Source organism: Streptomyces guryensis (genome assembly GCF_021261325.1).
GTDB classification, from domain to species: domain Bacteria; phylum Actinomycetota; class Actinomycetes; order Streptomycetales; family Streptomycetaceae; genus Streptomyces; species Streptomyces guryensis.
The window spans coordinates 64583-89370 of record NZ_JAJSBI010000036.1 but is presented as its reverse complement, the minus strand read 5'-3'; the positions used below and the strand labels follow the sequence as shown (position 1 = coordinate 89370).

General features: G+C 70.2%; 23 protein-coding genes. 7 read left to right on the top strand and 16 right to left on the bottom strand.

Annotated features, from left to right (window positions below; all coding sequences use genetic code 11):
- Positions 1-228: 228 nt before the first annotated feature.
- The 4 genes from LJ657_RS42825 to LJ657_RS42810 form a co-directional block, all read right to left on the bottom strand.
- The gene (locus tag LJ657_RS42825) at positions 229-777 is read right to left on the bottom strand and encodes an RNA 2'-phosphotransferase (protein WP_372488053.1); all 549 of its coding nucleotides are present in this window, start codon (positions 775-777) and stop codon (positions 229-231) included.
- Between the two features lie 138 nt (positions 778-915).
- Complete coding sequence (locus LJ657_RS42820; protein ID WP_232655114.1) at positions 916-1848, bottom strand: MerR family transcriptional regulator; 933 nt, start codon at positions 1846-1848, stop codon at positions 916-918.
- A gap of 43 nt (positions 1849-1891) precedes the next feature.
- Positions 1892-3643 carry an SDR family oxidoreductase gene (locus tag LJ657_RS42815; RefSeq protein ID WP_232655121.1) on the bottom strand — a complete coding sequence of 584 codons (1752 nt, stop codon included), beginning with the start codon at positions 3641-3643 and terminating at the stop codon, positions 1892-1894.
- A 17-nt stretch (positions 3644-3660) separates the two neighbouring features.
- Entirely contained in the window at positions 3661-4503 is an 843-nt protein-coding gene (locus LJ657_RS42810; RefSeq protein WP_232655113.1) for a M24 family metallopeptidase, read from the bottom strand.
- A 235-nt stretch (positions 4504-4738) separates the two neighbouring features.
- Between LJ657_RS42810 and LJ657_RS42805 the strand changes: the two genes are divergently transcribed.
- The 5 genes from LJ657_RS42805 to LJ657_RS42785 all read left to right on the top strand — a co-directional run bounded on the left by LJ657_RS42805 (position 4739) and on the right by LJ657_RS42785 (position 8545).
- A complete protein-coding gene (locus LJ657_RS42805) occupies positions 4739-5704 on the top strand; it encodes an ABC transporter ATP-binding protein (RefSeq protein WP_232655120.1) in 966 nt (321 codons plus the stop codon).
- Positions 5694-6602, top strand: a complete 909-nt coding sequence (locus LJ657_RS42800; protein ID WP_232655112.1) for an ABC transporter permease subunit — start codon at positions 5694-5696, stop codon at positions 6600-6602. The genes LJ657_RS42805 and LJ657_RS42800 overlap by 11 nt, the downstream gene beginning before the upstream one ends.
- Positions 6599-7510 (top strand): ABC transporter ATP-binding protein, encoded by a 912-nt coding sequence (locus LJ657_RS42795; protein ID WP_232655111.1) that lies wholly within the window; start codon positions 6599-6601, stop codon positions 7508-7510. The genes LJ657_RS42800 and LJ657_RS42795 overlap by 4 nt, the downstream gene beginning before the upstream one ends.
- Positions 7511-7521: 11 nt before the next feature.
- Positions 7522-8241 carry an ABC transporter permease subunit gene (locus LJ657_RS42790; protein WP_232655110.1) on the top strand — a complete coding sequence of 240 codons (720 nt, stop codon included), beginning with the start codon at positions 7522-7524 and terminating at the stop codon, positions 8239-8241.
- 103 nt (positions 8242-8344) lie between these two features.
- Positions 8345-8545, top strand: a complete 201-nt coding sequence (locus LJ657_RS42785; protein WP_232655109.1) for an SGM_3592 family protein — start codon at positions 8345-8347, stop codon at positions 8543-8545.
- A 438-nt stretch (positions 8546-8983) separates the two neighbouring features.
- On the opposite strand, the gene LJ657_RS42780 is transcribed toward LJ657_RS42785, so the two are convergent.
- From LJ657_RS42780 to LJ657_RS42740, 9 genes are all read right to left on the bottom strand, one after another.
- Entirely contained in the window at positions 8984-9802 is an 819-nt protein-coding gene (locus LJ657_RS42780) for an HAD family hydrolase (RefSeq protein ID WP_232655108.1), read from the bottom strand.
- Complete coding sequence (gene serS / locus LJ657_RS42775) at positions 9799-11076, bottom strand: serine--tRNA ligase (protein WP_232655107.1); 1278 nt, start codon at positions 11074-11076, stop codon at positions 9799-9801. Before serS ends, LJ657_RS42780 begins: the two co-directional genes overlap by 4 nt.
- 543 nt (positions 11077-11619) lie before the next feature.
- Positions 11620-12552, bottom strand: a complete 933-nt coding sequence (gene pheA / locus LJ657_RS42770) for a prephenate dehydratase (RefSeq protein ID WP_232655106.1) — start codon at positions 12550-12552, stop codon at positions 11620-11622.
- A gap of 82 nt (positions 12553-12634) precedes the next feature.
- A complete protein-coding gene (gene efeB, locus LJ657_RS42765) occupies positions 12635-13945 on the bottom strand; it encodes an iron uptake transporter deferrochelatase/peroxidase subunit (protein WP_232655105.1) in 1311 nt (436 codons plus the stop codon).
- Positions 13946-13953: 8 nt separating this feature from the next.
- On the bottom strand, positions 13954-16065 hold the full coding sequence (locus LJ657_RS42760; RefSeq protein WP_232655104.1) for a copper resistance CopC/CopD family protein: 2112 nt from the start codon (positions 16063-16065) through the stop codon (positions 13954-13956).
- A 13-nt stretch (positions 16066-16078) separates the two neighbouring features.
- Positions 16079-16528 (bottom strand): copper chaperone PCu(A)C, encoded by a 450-nt coding sequence (locus LJ657_RS42755; protein ID WP_232655103.1) that lies wholly within the window; start codon positions 16526-16528, stop codon positions 16079-16081.
- Positions 16525-17178 carry an SCO family protein gene (locus tag LJ657_RS42750; RefSeq protein ID WP_232655102.1) on the bottom strand — a complete coding sequence of 218 codons (654 nt, stop codon included), beginning with the start codon at positions 17176-17178 and terminating at the stop codon, positions 16525-16527. Before LJ657_RS42750 ends, LJ657_RS42755 begins: the two co-directional genes overlap by 4 nt.
- An 81-nt stretch (positions 17179-17259) precedes the next feature.
- Positions 17260-17997, bottom strand: coding sequence for a YcnI family copper-binding membrane protein (locus LJ657_RS42745; RefSeq protein ID WP_232655101.1), 738 nt, complete (start codon positions 17995-17997; stop codon positions 17260-17262).
- Between the two features lie 147 nt (positions 17998-18144).
- Complete coding sequence (locus LJ657_RS42740; RefSeq protein ID WP_232655100.1) at positions 18145-18978, bottom strand: hypothetical protein; 834 nt, start codon at positions 18976-18978, stop codon at positions 18145-18147.
- Positions 18979-19201: 223 nt separating this feature from the next.
- Between LJ657_RS42740 and LJ657_RS42735 the strand changes: the two genes are divergently transcribed.
- Positions 19202-19648: an ATP-binding protein gene (locus tag LJ657_RS42735; protein WP_232655099.1), complete on the top strand. Its 447-nt coding sequence runs from the start codon at positions 19202-19204 to the stop codon at positions 19646-19648.
- Positions 19649-19734: 86 nt separating this feature from the next.
- The gene (locus LJ657_RS49430) at positions 19735-20331 is read left to right on the top strand and encodes a peptidase associated/transthyretin-like domain-containing protein (protein WP_443735575.1); all 597 of its coding nucleotides are present in this window, start codon (positions 19735-19737) and stop codon (positions 20329-20331) included.
- Here the strand turns inward: LJ657_RS49430 and pdxR are convergent.
- From pdxR to LJ657_RS42715, 3 genes are all read right to left on the bottom strand, one after another.
- Positions 20259-21626 (bottom strand): MocR-like pyridoxine biosynthesis transcription factor PdxR, encoded by a 1368-nt coding sequence (gene pdxR, locus LJ657_RS42725; protein ID WP_232655098.1) that lies wholly within the window; start codon positions 21624-21626, stop codon positions 20259-20261. The genes LJ657_RS49430 and pdxR overlap by 73 nt on opposite strands.
- An 80-nt stretch (positions 21627-21706) precedes the next feature.
- Positions 21707-23188, bottom strand: coding sequence for an aminopeptidase P family protein (locus LJ657_RS42720; protein WP_232655097.1), 1482 nt, complete (start codon positions 23186-23188; stop codon positions 21707-21709).
- Positions 23189-23275: 87 nt separating this feature from the next.
- Positions 23276-24787 (bottom strand): PP2C family protein-serine/threonine phosphatase, encoded by a 1512-nt coding sequence (locus LJ657_RS42715; protein WP_232655119.1) that lies wholly within the window; start codon positions 24785-24787, stop codon positions 23276-23278.
- Position 24788: the final 1 nt, after the last annotated feature.

Here is a 24788-nt window from a genome sequence, read left to right as displayed (position 1 = left end):
CATCGCACCCTCCTTGATCCACAACAAGCCGTCCCCTGCCTGCCCCTACACCGTCGCGGTCATGCCCCACACACGAAGAAGCCCCTGCTCATCGAACAGGGGCTTCCTTTGCCACAACGCACTAAGCCGCCCCACTGGCAACGGAAGAAACAGTCACCATGCGCGGTCGCACGGCCACGCAGCGAGGCCGTCCTGGTGTCAGAGCGGCTGACGTCAGTGCGCGTGGCGTCAGTGCGGCTGAGGGAAGCGCAGGTACTGGGGCGGCACGGCCTCGGTGAGCCACACCCCGTTCTCGCTGACGTGGAAGACGTGCCCGTCGCGGTGCATGGCGGCCGTGTCCACGGAGAGCACGACGGGCCGCCCGCGGCGGGCGCCGACACGGGTCGCGGTCTCGCGGTCCGGCGAGAGGTGCACGTCGTGCCGGTTCATGGGCCGCAGCCCCTCGGCGCGGATCCCGTCCAGGTTGCGGGCCACCGTCCCGTGGTAGAGGTACGCCGGCGGGACCGCCGGGGCGAGTCCGAGGTCGATCTCGATGCTGTGGCCCTGGCTGGCGCGGATTCGAGTGCCCTCGACGGCGAAGCGCTGCTTGTCGTTGGCGGCGACGACATGGTCCAGCTCTTCACGGGTGAACCGGAAGCCGTGCGCAGCGGCCGCGGCGATCAGTACGTCGATCTCGACCCAGCCGGCCTCGTCGAGTGCGAGCCCGATCCGCTCGGGCTGGTGGCGCAGGTGTTTCGAGAGGTACTTCGACACCTTTACGGTGCGTCTTTCATCCATGCGTCTTTCGTCCATCCGTTCAGCATGACGGGAGAGACGGGGATCACGCAGATTATTTTTGGGGGCAGGTTTGATCCACAACCAACTATAGTTATCCACAGGCTACTTGGCGGTTCTGTGGACAACTACGCTTACATGTCAGTGGTGTTCGTCAAGATCAGCTGGGGGCGCCTCGCTTGACGTGAGCGCGTCCAACGCCCTTGCTCTCACCTCCCGTTCGGCTGCCAGACGGACGAACTCCGCTGCCCGTTCCGGACCAACCAGCCCCTCAACCGCCCGCATTGTCTCCTCGGGCAACGACACGGAGCGTGACGTAGGGCGGTCCGGCGCGGGTTCGCCGGCGCCGAGCTGCTGCCGCAGCTGCCGTACCGCCAACAACCGCATCGCCCGGGCGAGTTCCGCGTCCACCGTCTGCTGCGCGAGCGGCCGCAGCCGCCGTACGAGCGAGGCGGCTTCTGTCGCGTCCGCGTCGGTCGGGCGGTGCGGTCCGCCGAGGTATCGGGCGAAGACGTGCTCGGTGGTGAACTCCAGGAAACGGGCGGCGATGTGCTCGACCTGTCCTCTCAACTCCCGGAGATGGCCTGAGATCGCGGCCAGCGGGACACCGGCCGCGTGCAACTCGACGGCCACGGCGAGCTCTTGGGGGCTCGGTACGAGGAAGGAGTCCTCGTCGCCGGCAACGGGCTCCAGCACGCCCAGCTCCACGGCGTCCGCGACCGCCGCGTCGTCGGGGTCGCCGCCGAAGCGCTCGTCCAGTTCGGCGCGCGAGATCCGTACCGCCTCCTCGTCGGTCCACGGGCCGTCGACCTCGGCGACCAGCCCGAGCACCCCGCCCAGGCCGCGGCCCGCGTCCCATGCCTCCAGCAGCTCCTTGATGGAGGCCAGGGTGTAGCCGCGGTCCAGGAGATCGGCGATCTGGCGCAGGCGGGCGAGATGCGCGTCCGAGTAGAGGTTGGCACGGCCACGGCGCTCGGGACGGGGGAGGAGGCCGCGGTCCTGGTAGGCGCGGATGGTGCGGACGGTGGCGCCGCTGCGGTGGGCCAGATCCTCTATGCGGTACGGCGTCTGCATGCTGAGTGCCTCCGTCCGCCGGCGCTTCTGGGTGACTGCCCACTCACAACGGTGGCTCCATGCGTGCGATCGCCCGCAATGCGCGCGGGGTGAACCGGGACATGAGGTGGGCGCCCCTGGCCTCCGGTGTGACCGGCACGACCGCCTCATTGCGTACGACCGCCCGCAGGATCGCGTCGGCGACCTTCTCCGGCGGGTAGTTGCGCAGGCCGTACAGCCGTGCCGACTTCTTCTGGCGCCGCTTCTCCTCCTCGGCGTCCACACCCGCGAAGCGTGCGGTCGAGGTGATGTTGGTGTTGACGAAGCCGGGGCAGATCGCGCTGACGCCGATCCCCTGGCCCGCCAACTCGGCGCGCAGGCACTCACTGAGCATCAGTACGGCCGCCTTGGAGGTGCTGTAGGCGGGCAGTGCCTTGGAGGGCTGGTACGCGGCCGCCGACGCGGTGTTGACGATGTGGCCGCCCTGTCCGCGCTCCGCCATCTGCTTGCCGAAGAGCCGGCAGCCGTGGATCACGCCCCACAGGTTGACGTCGAGGACCTTCTTCCAGTCCTCCGGGCTGGTGTCGAAGAAGGAGCCGGACAGGCCGATCCCGGCGTTGTTCACCAGGACGTCCACCACGCCGTACTCGGCGACGACCTTCTCCGCGAGCTTCTCCATGGCCTGTTCGTCGGCGACGTCCGCCGTCTCCGCCCAGGCCTCGGGGGCGCCGATCAGACGGGAGAGCTCGGCGGTGCGGGCGGCGGCCTCGGCGTCCCGGTCGACGGCGACCACGCGTGCGCCGGCTTCCGCGAAGGCGAACGCGGTAGCCCGTCCGATGCCGCTGCCCGCCCCGGTGACGAGGACGAGTTGCCCGCCGAAGCGCTCGGCGTACCTGCCGGATGCCTGCACCCTGGTCTTTCCTCCCTCCGTGGCCGTCACGAACTCGGTGATCCAGGCGGCCAGTTGGTCGGGGCGGGTCCGTGGTATCCAGTGCTTGGCCGGGAGTGTGCGACGGGTCAACTGCGGGACCCACAGCTCCAGTTCGTCGTAGAGCCTCTCCGACAGGAACGCGTCCCCCAGGGGCGTGATGAGCTGCACGGGTGCGTGCGCGTAGGCGTCCGGGCGGGGCCTACGCAGCCTGGCCCGGACGTTGTCCCGGTACAGCCAGGCGCCGTGCGCCGCGTCCGTGGGGAGTGAGGACGTCGGGTAGTCGCCGCCGGGTACCTTCTCGAAGCGCTCCAGGATGCGCGGCCAGCGCTTGCCTAGGGGGCTTCGCCACGCGAGTTCGGGCAGTACGGGCGTGTGCAGCAGGTACACGTACCAGGACTTGGCGCCCTGGCCGAGGAGCTGGCCGACACGGCGCGGGGTGGGCCGCTTGACGCGCTTGTTGATCCAGTGCCCGAAGTGGTCGAGGGACGGGCCGGACATCGAGGTGAAGGAGGCGATGCGTCCCTCGGTGCGCTTGACGGTGACGAACTCCCAGGACTGCACCGAGCCCCAGTCGTGCCCCACGACGTGCACCGGACGGCCCGGGCTGACGGCGTCGATCACTGCCAGGAAGTCGTCTGTGAGCTTCTCCAGGGTGAAGCCTCCGCGCAGCGGCTGCGGTGCGGTCGACCGGCCGTGTCCCCGGACGTCGTACAGGACGACGTGGAAGCGCTCGGCGAGCCGCGAGGCGACCTCGGACCACACCTCCTTGCTGTCGGGATACCCGTGCACGAGGACCACCGTCGGCTGCCCGGAATCCCCCAGCTCGGCCACGCACAGTTCGACGCCGCCGGTCCGCACACGGCGCTCCCGCGCGCCCTTCGGCATCGCTTGGGTGAAGCGCGTCACTTGTCCTCCGCCCAGCGCCGCACGTGCGGCAGATCGTCGTCCAGCCAGAAGGCGCTCTCCTCGGGGTCCCCGGAGTCTGTGACGACCAGGATCTCCTCGAACTTCGCGCCCGTACCCCTGAAGCCGAGATGGGGTTCGACCGCCCACAGGCCCGGCTGCGGAGGGTGGTCGGAGAAGCGGTACGGCGACCACAGCGGGGACCAGCCGTCGCGGTGGCCGTGCAGCGCGTCGGAGGCGAGCCCCTTCAGGGACTGGGTGCCGAACCCGAACAGATGCGGTGACCAGCGGCGCTGCTTCACCCGGTCGACCTTGTGCGCGATCACGCCGAAGGGATACGCGCGGTGCCGGTTGGCATAGCCCTGGCGGACCATGAGGCGGTCCACGTCCTCGTAGATCGCGCGCAGTGGGCGCCGCTCGCGCACCTCGCGCAGGATCAGTTCGCGGTGCGCCTCCAGGTCGGCCATGAGCCTGTCCTGTACGGGGTTGATCCCGAGGGAGCCCGAGTAGCCGATGTCGGCCGTGAAGCCGTCGTACACGGGAGCCATGTCCAGGATGAACGGCATCCCGGGCTCGAGCCGCCGGTCCGTCGGAAAGAACTGGAGCGGGATGCGGAAGTTCACGAACGCCGTGCGGTCCCCGAACCAGGCGAAGGGCAGGTGGAACCAGTCGCGCACCCCTCGCTCGCGCAGCCAGACACGCTGCATACGGGCCGCCTCGCGCTCGGTCACCCCTGGCTGGAGCTGCGCGGCGACCGCCTCCGCGCACTCGTAGGCGAGGCGTTGCACCTGCCTGAACCCCCGCAGCCGCGCGGAGAGTTCACCTGTCACTGCTGTCGTCATGCCACCGCCCACCCTCGTCCACGCCGACTGCGGTACGTGCCCGTAACTTGACACTGGTGAATGTGACAGTTGTTAGAGGCTGCGTCAATAGGAGGGGTCCGGGCTGTGGATAACTCTGCGTAGCTCTCAGGTAGGGGAATCCCCTACGGACCCGTACGCCTGGAGTCTGATGCCAGGACAGCTCTGCGGTCTGACGACCGGCGTGGTCCGCGTCACTATCGTCGAGGGCGTGACTGTGATCGCGACCGAAAGCCTGAGCAAGCGGTTCCCCCGGGTGACCGCGCTTGACCGGCTCTCCGTCGACGTCGGGCCCGGTGTGACCGGACTCGTCGGAGCGAACGGAGCCGGCAAGTCAACACTGATCAAGATCCTTCTGGGTCTGTCCCCCGCCTCCGAGGGCCGCGCCGAAGTGCTCGGGCTCGACGTCGCGACCAAGGGCGCCGACATCCGTGAGCGGGTCGGCTACATGCCGGAGCACGACTGTCTGCCGCCCGACGTCTCGGCCACCGAGTTCGTCGTCCACATGGCGCGCATGTCGGGCCTGCCGCCCACGGCCGCGCGTGAGCGCACCGCGGACACGCTGCGCCATGTCGGCCTGTACGAGGAGCGCTACCGCCCCATCGGCGGCTACTCGACCGGTATGAAGCAGCGCGTCAAGCTCGCGCAGGCGCTGGTCCACGACCCGCAGCTGGTCTTCCTGGACGAGCCGACCAACGGCCTCGACCCGGTCGGCCGCGACGAGATGCTCGGCCTGATCCGCCGCATCCATACCGATTTCGGCATCTCGGTCCTGGTCACCTCGCACCTCCTGGGCGAACTGGAGCGCACCTGTGACCACGTCGTCGTCATCGACGGCGGCAAGCTCCTGCGCTCCAGCTCCACCACGGACTTCACCCAGACCACGACCACCCTGGCGATCGAGGTCACCGACAGCGACGAGCACCCGGACGGCACGCGCGCGGTGCGCGAGACGCTGCACGCGCGCGGGGTGGAAGTCGCGGACGGCAGTGACGGCCTGCCGGGTGCCGGGCACATCCTGCTGCTCACGGCGCAGGGCGAGGAGACGTACGACCTCGTCCGCGACGTCGTCGCGGATCTCGGCCTCGGCCTGGTGCGCATGGAGCAGCGCAGGCACCACATCTCGGAGGTCTTCAAGAACGAGGAAGAGCAGCGGAAGGAGGCGGTCGGCCATGGCAGTTGAGCACCCCCCGGCGGCTGCGCCGGGTGACCAGACCCGCATCCACAACATCGGCTACCGCAGCTACGACGGCCCCCGTCTCGGCCGCTCCTACGCGACCCGCTCCCTCTACTCGCAGTCCCTGCGCGGCGCCTACGGCCTCGGACGTTCGATCAAGTCCAAGGTGCTGCCGATGCTGCTGTTCGCGGTGATGTGCGTGCCGGCGGCCATCATGGTGGCCGTGGCCGTCGCCACCAAGGCGCACGCACTGCCGGTCGCGTACACCCGCTACGCGATCATCATGCAGTCCGTCATCTGCCTGTACGTGGCCTCGCAGGCACCCCAGTCCGTCTCGCGCGACCTGCGCTTCAAGACCGTGCCGCTGTACTTCTCGCGGCCGATCGAGACCGCCGACTACGTGCGCGCGAAGTACGCGGCGCTGGCCTCGGCGATGTTCATCCTGACCGCGGCCCCGCTGGTCGTGCTCTATGTGGGCGCGCTGCTGGCCAAGCTCGACTTCGCCGACCAGACCAAGGGGTTCGCCGAGGGACTCGTATCCGTGGCACTGCTCTCGCTGCTGTTCGCCGGCATCGGCCTGGTCATCGCGTCGGTCACCCCGCGCCGCGGCTTCGGCATCGCGGCCGTGATCGCCGTCCTGATCGTCTCCTACGGCGCCGTCTCGACGCTCCAGGCGATCGCCTACAACCAGGGCAGCACGAGCGCCATCCCCTGGATCGGTCTCTTCTCGCCGGTCACGCTCATCGACGGCGTGCAGTCCGCCTTCCTCGGCGCGACCCCGGCCCTCCCGGGCGGCCACGGCCCCTCGACCGGTCAGGGCGTGGTGTACGTCCTGCTCACCCTGGGTCTGATCGCCGCCGCCTACGGCCTCCTGCTGCGCCGCTACAAGAAGGTGGGACTGTGACCACGCTCCAGATCGACCACGTCTCCCGCTGGTTCGGCAACGTGGTCGCCGTCAACGACATCACCATGACGATCGGCCCCGGCGTCACCGGCCTGCTCGGCCCGAACGGCGCCGGAAAGTCCACCCTCATCAACATGATGGCCGGCTTCCTGGCCCCCTCCACCGGCACCGTCACCCTCGACGGGCAGCAGGTCTGGCGCAACGAGGCGATCTACAAGCACATCGGCATCGTCCCCGAACGCGAGGCGATGTACGACTTCCTCACCGGCCGCGAGTTCGTCGTCGCCAACGCCGAGTTGCACGGCCTGGGCGACAAGGCCGCCCAGAGGGCGCTGGCCACGGTCGAGATGGAGTACGCGCAGGACCGGAAGATCTCCACGTACTCCAAGGGCATGCGCCAGCGCGTGAAGATGGCGAGCGCCCTGGTCCACGATCCTTCGCTCCTCCTTCTGGACGAGCCCTTCAACGGCATGGACCCGCGCCAGCGCATGCAGCTCATGGACCTGCTGCGACGCATGGGCAACGAGGGCCGCACCGTCTTGTTCTCGTCCCACATCCTCGAAGAGGTCGAGCAACTCGCCTGGCACATCGAGGTCGTCGTCGCCGGGCGGCACGCGGCCAGCGGCGACTTCCGCAAGATCCGCCGCCTGATGACCGACCGCCCGCACCGCTACCTGGTGCGTTCCAGTGACGACCGCGCGCTGGCGGCCGCGCTGATCGCCGATCCGTCGACGTCCGGCATCGAGGTCGACCTGGCGGAGGGCGCGTTGCGCATCCAGGCCGTCGACTTCGGCCGCTTCACGGCGCTGCTGCCCAGGGTCGCCCGCGACCACGGCATCCGGCTGCTGACGGTCTCGCCGTCCGACGAGTCCCTCGAGTCCGTCTTCTCGTATCTGGTCGCGGCGTAGGAGGCCGAAAGATGTACGACCCCACAGTCGCCCGGCTCACCTACCGGGCCCTGCTCGGCCGTCGCCGGGCACTCATCCTGGGCGCACTGCCCCTGTTGCTGATCGCGATCTCCGTCGTCGTACGCGCCCTCGCCGGCGCCGACGACCAGACGGCCTCCGACCTGCTGGGCAAGCTGGCGCTTGCCACGATGGTGCCGCTCATCGGCGTCATCGCCGGCACGGGCGCGATCGGACCGGAAATCGACGACGGCTCGGTGGTGTATCTGCTCTCCAAGCCGCTGAAGCGGCCGACGATCATCTTCACCAAGCTGATCGTGGCGGTCGCGGTGACGATGGTGTTCTCCGCGCTGCCCACCCTCATCGCCGGCTTCATCCTCAACGGCAACGGGCAGCAGATCGCGGTCGCCTACACGGTCGCCGCGCTGGTCTCCTCCATCGCCTACGCGGCGTTGTTCCTGCTGCTGGGCACGGTGTCCCGGCACGCGGTGGTGTTCGGGCTCGTGTACGCGCTGGTGTGGGAGGCGCTGTTCGGCTCCCTGGTACCGGGTGCGCGGACGCTCAGCGTCCAGCAGTGGTCCCTCGCAGTGGCACACAAGGTCGCCGGCGGCGACCTGGTCACCTCCGACGTAGGCCTGACGACGGCCACGGTGTTCCTGGTCGCGGTGACCGTCCTGGCCACCTGGTACGCCGGACAGAAGCTGCGCACACTGACGCTCGCCGGTGAGGAGTGACAAGCCCTGACCTTGACGGGGACTTCACCTCTGTCCGGGCAGACTGGGCAAATGGGGATGTACGGCTGACGCACCTGGGGATGTACGGCTGAGAGGAACGGGAATGGCAGACGACTGGGACGAACTGGTCCTGGACGAGGATTTCATACGGGACGCCGAGACCTCCGAGCCGTCTGCCCGTGCCCGCATGCTCGCCGCACGCTGGCGCAACGAGGGGCCCGAGCCGCAGCCGTGGCGCTCCGACGAGCCGCCTGCGGGGTGGTTCTTCAGCAAGGCCCGCCGACGCAAGTGGCGGCGGCGCTGATCCCCGTACGCCCCTTGTGGACAGTGGTTTTATTCAGTGGCGTCCAACTCGTCCGACAGGCACAGTGGTTGTGTCCACACCGCCGGACGCCCGCACCTTTGGATGCTGCGCCGGCGCCACGTTCAGGGAGAGGAGCCGGGCGATGTCCATGCACGACAGTACGTCCAGCTCCCGACAGGGCAGCCCGCGGCGGGTTCCGGTGTAGTTACCCCACCGTCGAACCCGCTCCGCACGGGGAGCTGCCCGGGGCGGCCGCTTCGAGCACGCGATGTCGCTCTCGCGTGGGCCGCCTTCCCACGTCGCCCCCGCTGCAAGGGGGGGCCCTCCGCTGGGGTGGCCCGGTCGGCCCCACAACTCGGCGCTCCGAGGCGCCGCTCTGTGGGGCGGGGCCGCCCCAGCGGCACGACTGCCCGCAGCTACGGACGTCAGACGTCGCTGCTACGGCAGCAACTGCTCCAGCACCACCGCGATCCCGTCCTCCTCGTTGGAGGACGTCACCTCGTCCGCCATCGCCTTCAGCTCCTCATGGGCGTTGGCCATCGCCACGCCCCGCGCCGACCAGGCGAACATCGGGATGTCGTTGGGCATGTCGCCGAAGGCGATCGTCTCCGCCGCCTTGATGCCCAGGCGGCGGGCCGCCAATGACAGCCCCGTCGCCTTCGACAGGCCCAGGGGCAGCAGTTCCACGATGCCCTCGCCCGCCATCGCGACGGTGACGAAGCCGCCCGCGGCCGCGCGCGCAGCCTCGGCGAGCTCGTCGTCCGACAGCACCGGGTGCTGTATGTAGATCTTGTTCAGCGGAGCCGTCCAGAGGTCGGACGCGTCCGTGAACGGCGTCACGGGAAGCTCGCCGGTGAGCGCGTACCCCGGCCCCACCAGCACGTCGCCGTCCAGACCGTCACGGCTGGCCGCCAGGTGCAGCGGGCCGACCTCCGCCTCGATCTTGGCCAGGGCCACGCCCGCCAGCTGCCGGTCCAGGGTCACCGACGTCAGCAGACGGTGCGTTCCGGCGTCGTACACCTGCGCGCCCTGGCCGCAGACCGCGAGGCCCTCGTAGCCGAGGTCGTCGAGGATGTGCCGGGTCCAGGGGACCGCGCGGCCGGTGACGACGATGTGTGCGGCGCCCGCCTCGGTGGCCGAGGCGAGCGCGCCCCGGGTGCGCCGCGAGACCGACTCGTCGGAGCGCAGGAGCGTTCCGTCGAGATCGGTCGCGATGAGTCTGTACGGGAAACCCGCGGCCGTGGACGTGTCGCTCACTTGGAGACCGGCTCCAGGACCTCTCGGCCGCCCAGGAACGGGCGCAGCACCGGCGGCACGTAGACGGAGCCGTCGGCCTGCTGGTGGTTCTCCAGGATCGCCACGATCGTGCGCGGCACGGCGCACAGCGTGCCGTTGAGCGTCGCGAGCGGCTTGACCTGCTTGCCGTCACGGACGCGGATCGACAGGCGGCGCGACTGGAACTCGGTGCAGTCCGAGGTCGAGGTCAGCTCGCGGTACTTGCCCTGCGTCGGGATCCAGGCCTCGCAGTCGAACTTGCGGGCGGCCGAGGAGCCCAGGTCGGCCGAGGCGACGTCGATGACGCGGAACGGCAGCTCCAGCGAGGTCAGCCACTGCTTCTCCCACTGCAGCAGACGCTGGTGCTCGGCCTCCGAGTCCTCCGGGGTGACGTACGAGAACATCTCGACCTTGTCGAACTGGTGGACGCGGAAGATGCCCCGGGTGTCCTTGCCGTGCGAGCCGGCCTCACGGCGGAAGCAGGGCGAGAAGCCCGCGTAGCGAAGGGGGAGACGGTCGGCGTCGAGGATCTCGTCCATGTGGTACGCGGCGAGGGGGACCTCGGAGGTGCCGACCAGGTAGAGGTCGTCCTTGTCGAGGTGGTAGACGTCCTGGGCCGCCTGGCCGAGGAAGCCTGTGCCCGCCATCGACTGGGGGCGCACCAGGGCGGGCGTCAGCATCGGCGTGAAGCCGGCCGCGGTGGCCTGGGCGATCGCCGCGTTGACGAGCGCGAGTTCGAGCAGGGCGCCGACACCGGTCAGGAAGTAGAAGCGCGAGCCGGAGACCTTCGCGCCGCGCTCCACGTCGATCGCGCCGAGGAGGGTGCCGAGCTCCAGGTGGTCCTTGGGCTCGAAGCCCTCGGCGCCGAAGTCGCGGATCGTGCCGTGCGTCTCGAGGGTGACGAAGTCCTCCTCGCCGCCGACGGGCACGTCGGGGTGGACGAGGTTGCCGAGCTGGAGGAGCAGCTCCTGCGTCTCGGTGTCGGCGGCGTCGCGCTCGGCGTCGGCGGCCTTGACGTCGGCGGCGAGCTGGCTCGCCTTCTTCAGCAGCTCCGCCTTCTCGTCCGCGGAGGCCTTGGGGATGAGCTTGCCGAGCTGCTTCTGCTCGGCACGCAGCTCGTCGAAGCGGACGCCGGACGACCTGCGCCGCTCGTCGGCAGACAGGAGAGCGTCGACGAGCGCGACGTCCTCTCCACGGGCGCGCTGGGACGCGCGCACACGGTCGGGGTCCTCACGGAGCAGGCGAAGGTCAATCACGCGGCCAAGGCTACCGGTGCGGGGATACGGCCCACGACTCACCATTCCCAACAGTTGTCTATTGCGGCTTACGTTCAGTTATGGGCGAAATGCGCACAGTGTCAACAAAAGGCGTCTCACTCCCTGGTACGGGGCAGACGGCTGGTGCCCGGTTGACTCGATTCCCTTGTGGGGACCGGGACTTGGGGATTGGTTGTCCACAGCGATCCACACCCCTCGAAGAGTTATCCACAGGCTGTGCAGTGGGTCTGTGGATTTCGGAATTGATCACTCCGAAACCGGTGGGTAGCGCCGAGGAATCCTGCCTCAGACCCTGATTTACCACCACTTTCGAGTGGAAAGTGGTCGCCTCAAAGGATTGCCTAAAGGAAACAGGTGGACGAACGGTGACGTGCGAGCTGATGGACGCGAGACAGGCTCGCAGGCTGATTTGTCGACAGAGTCATGGTTCCGTGTCGACTTGTCCCCAGGTCGAGAACCTTGCCTGTGGATAACTTCTGTGGACAACGAAAATCTGCAGGTAGGACCGGCCGGCCCCACTGACTAGAAGCGGCCGTCCTGGCAGCGCGCGACCCAGTGCGACGCCGCGACGAACTCCTCGTCCGACGTCCCCTGCCGCGGTGAGCGCACGTCCTGAACGCCGATGTCCGCACGCGGGTACGAGCCGAGGAAACGCACTTCCAGGCAGATCCGCTTGAGCCCCATCAGGGTCTCCGCCACCCGGCGGTCGGAGATGTGGCCCTCGGCGTCGATGCAGAAGCAGTAGTTGCCGATGCCGGCACCCGTGGGCCGGGACTGCAGCAGCATCAGGTTGACGCCGCGGGTGGCGAACTCGCCCAGCAGATCGCGCAGGCCGCCGGGGTGGTCGTCGCGCTGCCACAGCACGACGGACGTCTTGTCCGCGCCGGTGGGTGCGGCGGGCCGGGCAGGCCGGCCGACCAGCACGAACCGGGTCTGCGCGTTCTCGGCGTCGTGGATCCCGGTCTCCAGGGCCTGAAGGCCGTACCGGGCGGCCGCGAACTCGCCCGCGAAGGCGGCGTCGTACTGGCCCTCCTGGACCAGGCGGGCGGCGTCCGCGTTCGAGGCCGCGGACTCCCAGTGGGCGTCCGGGAGGTTGTTCTTCAGCCAGTTGCGCACCTGCGGCTGGGCAGCCGGGTGGGCGGAGACCGTCTTGATGTCGGAGAGCCTCGTACCCGGCCTGACCAGCAGCGCGAACGTGATCGACAGCAGCACCTCGCGGTAGATCATCAGCGGGGCGCCCGCGACCAGCTCGTCGAGGGTGGTGGTGATGCCGCCCTCGACGGAGTTCTCGATCGGCACGAAGGCGGCCTCGGCCTCGCCTGCGCGGACCGCGTCGAGCGCGGACTGGACGGACACGTACGGGATCAGTTCGCGGGTGGCCGCCTCGGGAAGGGTGCGCAGGGCGACTTCGGTGAAGGTGCCCTCGGGGCCGAGATACGCGTAGCTCGCTGGCATGACCTCACCCTAATGGGCCTTACGCAAACGCGGCTCACGTGTCTCACAGGAGCCCACGAGAGTCGCGCTCCCGCGTGACCGCTCACCCCTCCAGCAGCCGCTGCCCCACGTACTCGCCCTGCGCCGCCCCGCCCGGTACCGCGAACAGGCCGCTCGCCTCGTGGCGGATGTACCTCGACAGGGCGTCACCGCGGTCGAGCTTGCGCTGGATGGTGACAAAGCCGAGCAGCGGGTCGGCCTGCCAGCAGACGAAGAGGAGACCGGCGTCGGGGACGCCGCCCGAGTCGAACCCGTCATGGTACGAGAACGGGCGGCGCAGGATGGCCGCACCGCCGTTCTGGTCGGGGCGGGAGATGCGGGCGTGGGCGTTGCCGGGGATCACGTAGTTGCCCTTCGCGTCCGTCTTCTCAAGGTCCATCGCGGTTGTCTCGGTGCCCCCGGACAGCGGGGCTCCGTCGGACTTGCGGCGCCCGATGACGTTCTCCTGGGCCTTGAGAGAGAGCTTCTCCCAGTCGTCGAGGAGCATGCGGATGCGGCGTACGACGGCGTAGGAGCCGTTCGCCATCCAGGCGGGGTCGTGGGAGCCCGAGGACGGGACGAAGATCCGCTTGTCGTAGTCGGGCTCGGCCGGCTTGGGATTGCGGGTGCCGTCCAGCTGCCCCATGAGATTGCGGGCCGTCATGGGGTGGGCGGTGGCGCCAGGAGTGCGGTTGAAGCCGTTCATCTGCCAGCGGATACGGGCCGCGCTGCCCGCGTCCTTCTGGATCGCGCGCAGGGCGTGGAAGGCCACCAGGGCGTCGTCGGCGCCGATCTGCACCCACAGGTCGCCGTCGCTGCGGGACTTGTCGAGGTGGTCGGAGGAGAAGTCGGGCAGCGGGTCGAGGGAGACGGGGCGCTGCTTCTCCAGGCCGGTGCGGGAGAAGAAGCTGTGGCCGAAGCCGAAGGTGAGGGTGAGCGAGGAAGGTCCGGCGTCCCGGGCCACGTCCGTGTCGTCGTGTGCCGGCGCCTCGCCCGCCATCAGCCGCTCGGCCGTCGCCGACCAGCGGCGCAGCAGTGCGGCAGCCTCCTTGCGGCCCGTGCCCGCCGTCAGGTCGAAGGCGACGAGGTGGCCGCGGGCCTGGAGGCCCTCGGTGATGCCGGGCTGGTGTTTCACGTGAAACATCACCCGATTGGAGCCGAGTGAACTGAGCGGGGTGGCCTCGGAGGGTGCGGCGGCGTATCCCACGGCTCCGCCGGCCGCGCCGAGCACGAGTCCGGTGGCGCCGGCGGTGCCGAGCAGCTTCCGTCGCGAAATGCCGTCTCTGGAGAGCGCTTTTTCGGCAACGCCCTCTTCTGGAGCTGCGCTGCGAACTGTGTCGGGAGTGCGGGCCTCCCGGATGGACTTGTCAGCCATGGTGCGATTCAGCCGATCTGCGCGTTCTTGGAGACGGTCACCTGGTCGATGTCGGAGGTGCGCACGGTCACGGCGACCTTCCAGTCGCCGGCCATGGGGATCTGCACCCCGTTCGTCGCCCAGTGTCCGGTGGTGATGTGGTCGGGGCTGACGGGCAGCGGCCCGATCTTCTTGGCTTCCAGGGTGAAGGCGACCTTCACCTCGGGGATGTCGAAGGCGCGCCCGTTGGGCCGCTGTACGTAGACGTGCATGTCGTTGCCGCCCACGCGGGCGGGGTCGAGGTCGACGGACACGACGCCCTTGCCGTCCGTGCCGCCCGTGTCGAACGGCATGGTCAGGGTCACCGCTCCGGACGACGAGTCCGCCGAGGAAGAAGAGGAGGACGACGAGGACGACGAGGTGGCCGCCTTGGCCTCCTGTTCCGTGCGTCCGGGCTCGGTCTGCGTCAGCACGGTGGTGACGGCGAGCAGGACGACCGCGACGCCCGCCTCGGCGAGTACGGAGCGTCGCAGGCCGAACCGGTCGGGGTCGGCGTCGCGCTGCCGCTTCTGCCGTGCAGTGGCCATGGCGGCCTTCTGGCGGGCGAGTTGGGCGGCGCGCTCGGAGCCGGCGGGCGCTTCGGAGGCACCGGAGGCCCGGGTCTCGCCGACGGCCCCGGACGCGTCGGGCTCCTCGGGCTCCTCGGAGTCGGAGTCGGCGGCGGAGGCGAAGCCGCCGTCGGCCGTGGAGCCGCGAGCGGCCCTCGGTCCTGCGGCAGCCGCGGAGCCGGGGGACGCCGTCCCCGACTGGGCCGAGCCGGTCCCCGCGCGGGCGGCCGCCGGCTCCCTCGTGTCCAGGTCGTCGCTCTCCGACCTGTCCTGCTTCACCGCTTCTTCGCGCGGCTTCACGACGGCGGTGTCGGCGAGTCGTGCCGTCCACCGCCGGGAGATCCCCGCGATGCCGACGAGCAGCGCCACGAGCCCGATCTTGACGAGCAGCAACTGTCCGTATGCGGTGTCGGTGAACGCGGACCAGGATCCGAGCTGGCGCCAGGACTGGTAGATGCCAGTCGCGACGAGCGCGAGGACGCTGCTGAAGGCGACACGGGAGAAGCGGCGCACTGCCGCGGCCTCGATCGGGGTGTCCGAGTGGTACAGCGCCACGAGGAGTGCGCACAGGCCGCCGAGCCAGCCGGCCACGGCCAGCAGATGGACGACGTCGACGGGCATCGCGATGCCCGGCTGGAGCCCGGTGGAGGCGTGCTCGGCCATGGCCCAGCTCGCCGCGAGCCCGGCGGCCACCACGAAGCCGCCGATCGCCAGCCCGAACGTCAGGTCGCGCTTCTCCTCGTCCTCTCGCTTGTCATAGGCGCCGAAGAGCACCGCGATGAACAGGGCCGCCGCGGCGAGCAGCAGCAGCCGGGAGACCAGTGCCGCGCCCGACTTGGTCTGCAGCACCTGGCCGAGCAGGCTCAGGTCGAAGATGTCGCCGACCTTGCCGGAGCTGGTGTACGAGCCACGCAGGAGAAGCAGCAGGAGGGTGGCCGAGGTGAGCGCGAGCCACCCGGAGACCACGAGCCGCTGCAACGGCCGTACGCCGGATCCGCGCCGCCAGCAGGCGAGGACGAAGGCGGCGCCGCCGACCATGATGATGAAGCCGGCGTACGACATATACCGCCCGAAGCCGTACAGCCAGCCGACGATCCCGCCGCCCACCGTCTGGTCGGAGACCGAGACGCTGGTGCTGGACGGGGCGCCGATGGAGAAGGTGAAGGCGCCGGCGACCGGGTGGCTGTCCGCGGAGACGACCTGCCAGGACACGGTGTACGTGCCGTCGGCCAGGCCGCTGTGCAGCTGCACGGCGTACGACGTGCCGCTCACGTTGGTCGGTTTGGCCGTGTCGACGCGCTTGCCCTTGGGGTCGAGGACGCGCAGTGAGTCGTCGGACGTGGCGACCTTCTCGGAGAAGGTGAGCGTGACCTGGCTGGGCGCCTTGTCGACCACCACCCCCTGCGAGGGGTCGCTGCCGGTCAGCGCGGCGTGCGCGGAGGCCGGCCCGGCGCCGGCGAGGAGCACGCCGAGGACGGCCAGGAGCAGCAGCGCCAGGGTCCGCACACGGCGGGGGGTGATGGTCTGGGTCACGGTGGTCCCTCCCTCAGTGGCCGGTCGCGGGGTTGTACGTGGCCGACTTGACCGGCATCTCAACCTTGATCGGGCCGGACTTGGCGAAGTGCAGTTCGAGGGTCACTTTCTCGCCCTGCTTCGGCTTCCGCTTCAGGTTCTCGAACATCAGGTGGTTGCCGCCGCTCTTGAACACGAGTTGACCATGTGCGGGGACGTCCAGGGACTTGACCTCCTCCATGGACTGCCCGACGGTCTCGTGGACGGTGACGCTGCCCGCGGCGCTGCTGGTGACGGAGGTCAGTTCATCCTTGGTACCGCCCTTGTTGGCGATGGTCAGGAAGCCCGCGGCCATGTCGGAGACGGGCTGGGGCATGTAGGGGGAGTTGACGGACAGTTCGGCCTTCGCGTCGTCGGAGCTGCCGCAGCCCGCCAGAGCCAGCGATCCCGCCAGTACCGCGGCGGGCACGACGAGGTGCCTCACGGGTTCTCTCCCTTGATGATCTTGGGGAGGTCCCTGGTGTAGTCGCCGACCTGGGCGTCCTCGCCGTAGAGGACGTAGCCGCCGTCGGTCTTCGGCGAGAACGCGATGACCTGGGTGCCGTGCACCGAGACGGTCTTACCGGTCTTCTTGTCCTTGTGGGTCGGCTCGATGGAGATGCCGAGGGTGCGGGCACCGGCCTGGATGGTGGCGAAGTCGCCGGTCAGACCCACGAACTGGGGGTCGATGCCCTTGAGCCACTTGCCGAGCTCGGAAGGGGTGTCGCGCTGGGGGTCGGTGGTGACGAACACCACCCGCAGCTTGTCCTGCTCGGCCTTGGGCAGTTGCTTCTTGGCGACGGCGATGTTGCTCATCGTCAGCGGGCAGATGTCGGGGCAGTGGGTGTAGCCGAAGTAGATCAGCGTCGGCCGGCCCGCGGTCTCCTTGCGGAAGTCGTACTTCTTGCCCTTGGTGTCGGTGAGGACGAGGTCCGGCTTCTCGAAGGGCGTGTCGAGTACGGTCGCGGCCTTCTGCGAGGTGTCCTCGGAGACCACGGCGACGGGCGAGTTGCTGTCGTCACCGCTGCCGCAGGCGGAGAGGGTCAGGGTGGCGGCGGCGAGCAGCGCGGCCGCGGCATACGTCTTCTTGCGCATAGAAAAATGTCCCAGATGTGAGAGCTTCGGTGTGCACCGGGGGTCGTATGACCCCCGGTGCACCACACGGAGGAACGGGCCTCAGGCGTCGCTGCGACGACGTCCGGCGAGCACGCCGTACGCCACGCCCAGCGCGCCGACGACGATGCCCACGACGGCCAGCACGCGCGCGGTGGTGTCGCTGCTGCCGGGCGTGGCGGAGGTGTCGGCGGCGGTGTTCTCGGCGGTCTTGGACTTGTCGGAGGCGTCCTCGGCGGTCGAGCCGTGCGCGTGGCCGTCCTCGGAGGCGGCGGACAGGGTGAGCACGGGGGCCGGGTTCTCGGGCTCCTCGGCGCCGTCCTTCTGCACCTCGATCCAGCGCACGACCTCGTTGTCGGAGTACGTCTGGAGGGCCTTGAAGGTCAGTTCGTCGGCGTCTTCGGGCAGCGCGCCGACGGAGACCGGGAACTTCTCGAAGTAGCCGGGCTCGACGCCCTTGCCGTCGGCGGTCCAGGTGATCTTGGAGACGGCCTCGCTGATCTTCTTGCCGTGCACCTCGATGGGCTTGGCGAGCTTGGACTTGGTGACCTTGATGTTCCAGCCGTCCATCGGCTCCGGCATGGCGGAGGCCAGCGGGTGGTCGGTCGGGAAGGTCACCTCGAGCTTGGTGGTCGAGGCGTCGTCGCGCTCGTTGGGGACCTTGAAGTCGACGACCGCGTAACCGCCCTTGGCGGCCGTGCCCTCGGGCTGCACGCTGACGTGCGCGAACGCGGGTGCGGACAGGACGACTACGGCAGAGGCGGCGAGGGCGCCGGTGGCGGCGAGACGGGAAGCCTTCATGAGCGGATGCACTCCACTTCGGGTTTCGAGTGAGTTCCGGTGGTCGGTGGAAGGCGTGCGCACGCATGTCGGCCATGCGGGCACGCGCGTGTGCCGCACGACGGCGGCCCCGACCCACGGCTGTGGAGTAGTGGCGGTCGCGTCGCGTCAGACGGCGAGGACGAGTGCCGCGGCCGGCGGGCCGCGCCTGATCACCGTGTGCTGGAGTGCGGTGGTACGGGGCTTCGGCGGCGCGAGCAGCGCGGTGCGCGGCGGTCGCGGGCCCGCCTCGGGCACGGCCGGGAGCCCGGCGCGCAGGGCACGCACCAGCGCGAGCGCCGCGCGCAGGGACCGTACGAATGTGCCGTCTGCCATGGAGTGGGCCGAGAGTTCCATGAGCCGCAGCAGGGCCAGGTCACCGCGGCGCAGCAGCCAGCCGGCGGCGATCGCCGCGAGGACATGGCCGAGCAGCATGGGCAGGGACGGCAGCAGCGAAGCCGAGGAACCGGCGGTGGACAGGGCGTCCGCCGGATGGTGCATGGAGCTCATGTCCATGCGCGTGGCCGTGTCCGGGGAGAGCCGGGCGTCGGCGAGGATCCGGCGGGCCTGGGCCGGGCTGATCGCCGCGGCCGTCGTCCCGCACACGAGCCGCGCCGCCCGCTCCACCAGCGAGGCGCCGGACGTCGACGCCATGGAGGACATCGACATCGCGCCCGAGGAGGCCGTCTGCTGCCCCAGCCCGAACAGCGTGTGCAGCACGGTCTGTCCGGCCGCGAGCAGTGCCGCGATCCCGGTCAGTGAGCGCACGCGGCCGGCGAGCGGTGCCGCGACCAGGACGGCCCCCAGGAATCCCGCGCCCAGCGTCCACAGTGGAACCGTGGCGCAGGAGGCGAGGGTGTGACCGCCCGCGGCCAGCACGACGCAGACCGCGGCGAACACCGCGGCCCGCAGTATCCGGAGATCGTTTCCGGAGCGCGCCGTGCGCTGGTGGGGGGCAGTCATGGCGGGCTCATCATCGCACTGGCCCGGCGGGTGCCATACGGCAGGTCCGCAAGGTTCCGTAGCGACCGGAAGATCACTTTCTGGTACGACTGGGCATCACATACACCGATTCTGTTTGGGACGCATCGCCCATATGGGCGGCATCACGTCAACTCCGTGCTTACGCAGGGGTGCGCGCGGCAATAAGAAACGGTATGTCGAGCCGCGGCCTGGAGGCTGGAGCATGAGCATCTGGTGGTCACTCCACTTGCGGCGTGAAGCTGCGAGCGTTCCGCTCGCCCGACGGCTGCTGCTCGGCACGATGGAGACGGCGGGCGTCGACCCCGACGTCTCGTACGACCTCTCCGTCGCCCTCACCGAGGCCTGTGCGAACGCCGTCGAGCACGGCGGGGACATGGCGCACGGCACCTCCTCGGAGGCGTACCGGGTCACCGCCTACCTCGACGGCGAGAAGTGCCGTATCGAAGTCACCGACTCCGGCCCGGGGTTCGCCTTCCCCTCGACGCCCCGCCCAGCCCGCCCCGACGCCGAGCACGGCCGGGGCCTGGGGCTGATCCGGGAGCTCGCCGACCACGTCCACATCGGCAACAAGCCGGGGCGGGCGGGCACGGTGGTGAGCTTCGACAAGATCCTCAAGTGGCGGGACGACTCACCGCTGATGGCGGTGTGAGGGGGCCTTGAGCTTCCTCGGCGTTCACAGCCGGTTCTCATCGACGCCCAACGTCCCTGAGGGGCGCCGTCCCTACGTTCGCCGCCATGACGGGAAACCACAGAGCGCTGGTCCGTAGGGACATCACCGAGGGCAAGGCGCGCGTCCCGCTGACCCTGCGCCTGACCGTCGTCGACGCCACCGACGGCGGCACCCCGGTCTCCGGGGCGGCCGTGAAGATCCGGCACTGCGACGCCTGGGGTTACTGCTCCGGCTACACCACCGCCGACCCCGGCGGCTCGGCCCCCGCGGAGAGCGAGGACTGTTCCTGGACTCCCTACGGCTCGGCAGCACACGGCCCGCGTGACCGGGATCCTTCCGGCCCTCTCCGGCACCTGCGGGTACGCCCGTTCTGTGTGTGGAGCCCGCCTGGGGTGCGGGTCTCGTGGCGCGCGCTGTTCCGGGACCTGCTGCCTGCCGGCACCCGTGTACGGCCTGTACGACGGGGTTCTTCAGGCCCTCCCTGGCACCGCGCGTGTAGCCCGCCGGGAGTGCGGGTCGCGGGGCGGGCGCGCTGTTCCTGGACTCCCCGCCGCTCGGCACTCGCCCACAGCCCCGTGACCGGGGACCCTCAGGCCCTCTCCAGCACCTTCCCCAGGACCTCCAACGCCTCCGGATACGCCCGCTCCCGAGGCGTTCCGTAGCCGACGACGAGCCCCTGGGGCCGCCCCTCGCCGGGTGTGTGCCAGTGGTCTCCCAGGCGGCCGACGGCGAGCCCCTCCGCCTCGGCCCGCTTCAGCGCCGCCTCCTCGTCGGCGACCTCCACGAGCGCGTGCAGCCCGGCGGCGATGCCGCGCACGTCGAGCCGGCCGCCGAGCCGGTCCAGCAGCTGGTCCCTGCGTCTGCGGTATCTGAGCCGGCACGCGCGCACGTGCCGGTCGTAGGCATGGCTGTCGATGAGCTCGGCGAGCGCCAACTGGCCGATGGACTCGGTGTGGTGGTCGCTGTGCAGTTTGGCGTCGGCGACCGCGTCCACCAGGTGCGGCGGCAGCACCATCCAGCCGAGCCGCAGCGCGGGCCCCAGCGTCTTCGAGGCGGTGCCCAGGTACACGACCCGTCCCGGTGCCATCCCCTGGAGCGCGCCGACGGGCTGCCGGTCGTAGCGGAACTCCCCGTCGTAGTCGTCCTCGACGATCAGCCCGCCACGCGCGCGTGCCCAGTCCGTGAGCGCTCGCCGCCGCGCGGGGTGCAGCGTCACACCGGTCGGGTACTGATGGGCCGGCGTGACGACAACCGCCCTGAGGTCCCCCAACTCCTGTGCGCACACGCCTCGTTCGTCGACCCGTACCGGCACCACGGTTCCGCCGTTGTGCCGGACCACCTCCCGGTGGAACGGCAGCCCAGGGTCCTCCATGGCGATCTCGGCACCGTCCAGCACGCGCGTGAGCAGCGCCAGCCCCTGCACATACCCGGAGGTGATCACGATCCGCTCGGGCGGCGCGATGACCCCTCGCGCCCGTCCCAGATAGCCCGACAGCGCGGTCCGCAGCTCGATACGACCGCGTGGATCCCCGTAGTCGTACGCCAGCAGTGGCGCCGTGGCGATGGCCCGTCGCAGCGCCCGCAGCCATGCCGCCGCAGGAAACGCCCCGACGTCCGGGCTGCCGGGCCGCAGATCAAAACGCGGCGTACGCGCGCGTGCGGCCGCCTCCGGCGCGTCGGCGTCCAGGGAGGGCAGCGAGGCGACCTGGGTGCCCGACCCCTGGCGGGCCGTCAGATACCCCTCGGCGACCAACTGGTCGTAGGCGGCCTTGGCGGTCCCCCGCGAGACCCCGAGTTCGGTGGCGAGCCGCCGGGTGGCCGGCAGCCGCGTGCCGGGCGCCAGCCGCCCGTCCCGCACGGCGTCCCTGAGCGCCCGCTCGAGCCCGACCCGCCGACCGTCACCGGAATCGGGCTCAAGATGCAGGTCGACTCCGACGCCGGACCAGAAGTCGTCCACGACGACGCTCCCCCTAGGTTGGTGAATCCACGCACGGCAATGGCCGGGCACCCCACCGGTACCCGGCCATCCGTCTCGTATCAGCCCTTGAGCGAGGCCATCCAGGCCTCGACCTCGTCGGACCGGCGCGGCAGCCCGTCCGACAGATTCCGGTTGCCGTCCGCCGTCACCAGGATGTCGTCCTCGATCCGGACCCCGATCCCCCGGTACTCCTCCGGCACCGTCAGGTCATCGGCCTGGAAGTACAGCCCCGGCTCGACCGTGAGGCACATCCCGGGCTCGAGCGTTCCGTCGACGTAGGACTCCACGCGCGCGGCAGCGCAGTCGTGCACGTCCATGCCGAGCATGTGCCCGGTCCCGTGCAGGGTCCACCGCCGCTGCAGCCCGAGCTCCAGCACCCGCTCCACGGGCCCCTCGACCAGGTCCCACTCGACGAGCCGCTCGGCGAGCACACGCTGCGCGGCGTCATGGAAGTCCCGGTACTTGCCGCCCGGCTTCACCGCCGCGATACCGGCCTCCTGGGCGTCGTACACGGCGTCGTAGATCTTCTTCTGGATCTCGGAGAAACGCCCGTTGACCGGGAGGGTGCGCGTCACGTCGGCCGTGTAGTACGTGTGCGTCTCGACGCCCGCGTCCAGCAGCAGCAGGTCACCCGAGCGCACCGGCCCGTCGTTGCGCACCCAGTGCAGCGTGCAGGCGTGCGGCCCGGCGGCGGCGATGGTGCCGTAGCCGACGTCGTTGCCCTCCACGCGCGCGCGGAGGAAGAACGTGCCCTCGATGTAGCGCTCGGAGGTCGCCTCGGCCTTGTCCAGCACGCGTACGACGTCCTCGAAGCCGCGCACCGTCGAGTCGACGGCCTTCTGCAGCTCGCCGACCTCGAACTCGTCCTTGACCAGCCGTGCCTCGGAGAGGAAGACCCGCAGTTCCGCGTCGCGCTCGGCGGTGACCTTGTCGGTCAGCGCGGCCTCGATCGCGGCGTCGTACCCGCGCAGGACCCGCACCGGACCGGTGGCCTCGCGCAGCGCGCCCGCCAGTTCACGCACGTCGGAGGCGGGGATGCCGTAAAGCTTCGCCGCCTCGGTCAGCGAGTGACGGCGGCCGACCCACAGCTCGCCCTGGCCGGAGAGCCAGAACTCGCCGTTCTCGCGGTCGGAGCGCGGGAGGAGGTAGATCGTCCCCTTGTGGCCGTCCGCGGTCGGCTCCAGGACCAGGACGCCGTCCTCGGTCTGGTTGCCGGTGAGGTACGCGTACTCCACGGACGCGCGGAAGGCGTACTCCGTGTCGTTCGAGCGGGTCTTCAGGTTGCCCGCCGGGATCACCAGACGCTCACCCGGGAAACGCGCCGACAGCGCGGAGCGCCGCGCCGCGGTCTCGGCGGCCTGGGCGATCGGCTCCAGGTCACGCAGCTCCGTGTCGGCCCAGCCGGACTTCATGTTCTCGGCCAGCTCGTCGGACACGCCCGGGTACAGGCCGTTCTTGCGCTGCTTGATCGGCTCTTCGCTCTCTTCCGGGCCCGCTGCGGTGGCAGCAATGGGCTCGGCCGGGGTGAGCTCGTCGGCCACGGTCATCCTCCTCGATACGGCACTGGACCCCCTCCATCGTACGGTCGTACGGAAGGGGGCCCAGGCGCGGAAGACCCTTACCGACTCCTACTCGAAGCGAGCCGCCAGCAGCACCACGTCCTCTTCGCTGTCCGCGGCGTCCCGCCCGTTGGGAAGGACCGTCCGCAGCACGTGGTCGGCGATCGCGTCCGGGTCGTGGCGCAGGGCCCTGGGCACAGCGGCCGCCGCCGCGTGCAGCCGGGCGAAGGCGCGGTCCGTGGGGTCTCCGGTGCGGTGCAGCAGACCGTCGGTGTAGAGCAGCACCGTTTCGCCGCGCTCCGCCTGGAACTCCATGCTCGGCGCCTCCCAGCAGGCGAGCATGCCGAGCGGCGCGGACACGGATGTCTCCACGAACTCCGTACGCCGCTCGCCGACCAGCAGCGGCGGGCAGTGCCCCGCACCGGCCAGCGTGATCTTGCACAGGGAGGGTTCGCAGTAGGCGAACAGGGCGGTGGCGGAGCGGGCGGGCTCGGTGAGGCGGAGCAGCAGCTCCAGGTCGGACAGGACCGCCACCGGGTCCTCGCCCTCCATCACCGCGTACGCCCGCAAGGAGGCCCGCAGCCGACCCATCGCGGCGACCGCGCTCGGCCCGGAACCGGTCACCGAGCCCACCGCCAGACCCAGCGCGGCGTCGGGCAGCGGCAGCGCGTCGAACCAGTCGCCGCCGCCGCGCGGGCCGGTGCGGTGACGGGCGGCGAGCTGGACGCCGGGCACCCGGGGGAGCCGGGACGGCAGCAGCTCCTCGGCCATCGTCGTCATGCACGCACGCGTGCGTTCCAGCTCCACCAGCCGGGCCAGGTGCTCGCCGGCGTAACGGGCGTAGAGACCGACGAGATGGCGCTGCCGCTCGACAGGTTCGGCGGGCTCGTCGTAGAGCCAGACCGCGGCGCCGAGCCGCCCCGCCCGCTCGCCGGCCAGGGGAAGGGCGTAGCAGGCGGCGTAGCCGAGACGGGCGGCCACCTGGCGGTGCCGGGGGTCGAGCCCGTCCTCGGCGAAGAGGTCCGGCTCGGCGATCTCGCCGTCCCCGCCCGGCAGTCCGTCGAGGATGCGGCCGTACGACATGGCACTGCGGGGCACGGTCTCGATGTGCCCGAGGTCGGCGCGGGCGAGGCCGAGGCCGATCGTCGTCTCCGGTCCGAGTCCGTCGCCCGGTTCCAGGACGACGAGACCGCGCTGGGCGCCCACGAGGGCGGCTCCGGCGCGCAGCAGTTCCGTCAGGGCGTCCGTGAGGGAGTCCGTGCGGTTCAGACGTTCCGTGAGTTCATGGAGTGTCGTGAGGTCGGAGACCCAGCCGGCCAGCCGGTCGGTGAGCAGCGCCCCGGGCGGGTTCGGCGGAGGGACCGGTGGGGTACCCGGGGTTGCGGGCGCGGGCGCGACAGTGTGTGCGGGCGAAGGAACCGTTGAATCGATTCCGGCCACTTTCGAAGGGTGAGGGGCGTTCATGGCGTCCGGCTTCCCGACCGGTGCGTATTGCTCAAAAGCATCGCAAACCCCCATGTCATTCTGCGCCGCTAGCGGTGTCTCCACATGTACACGCACTCGTAAGGGGATGTCCAGCATT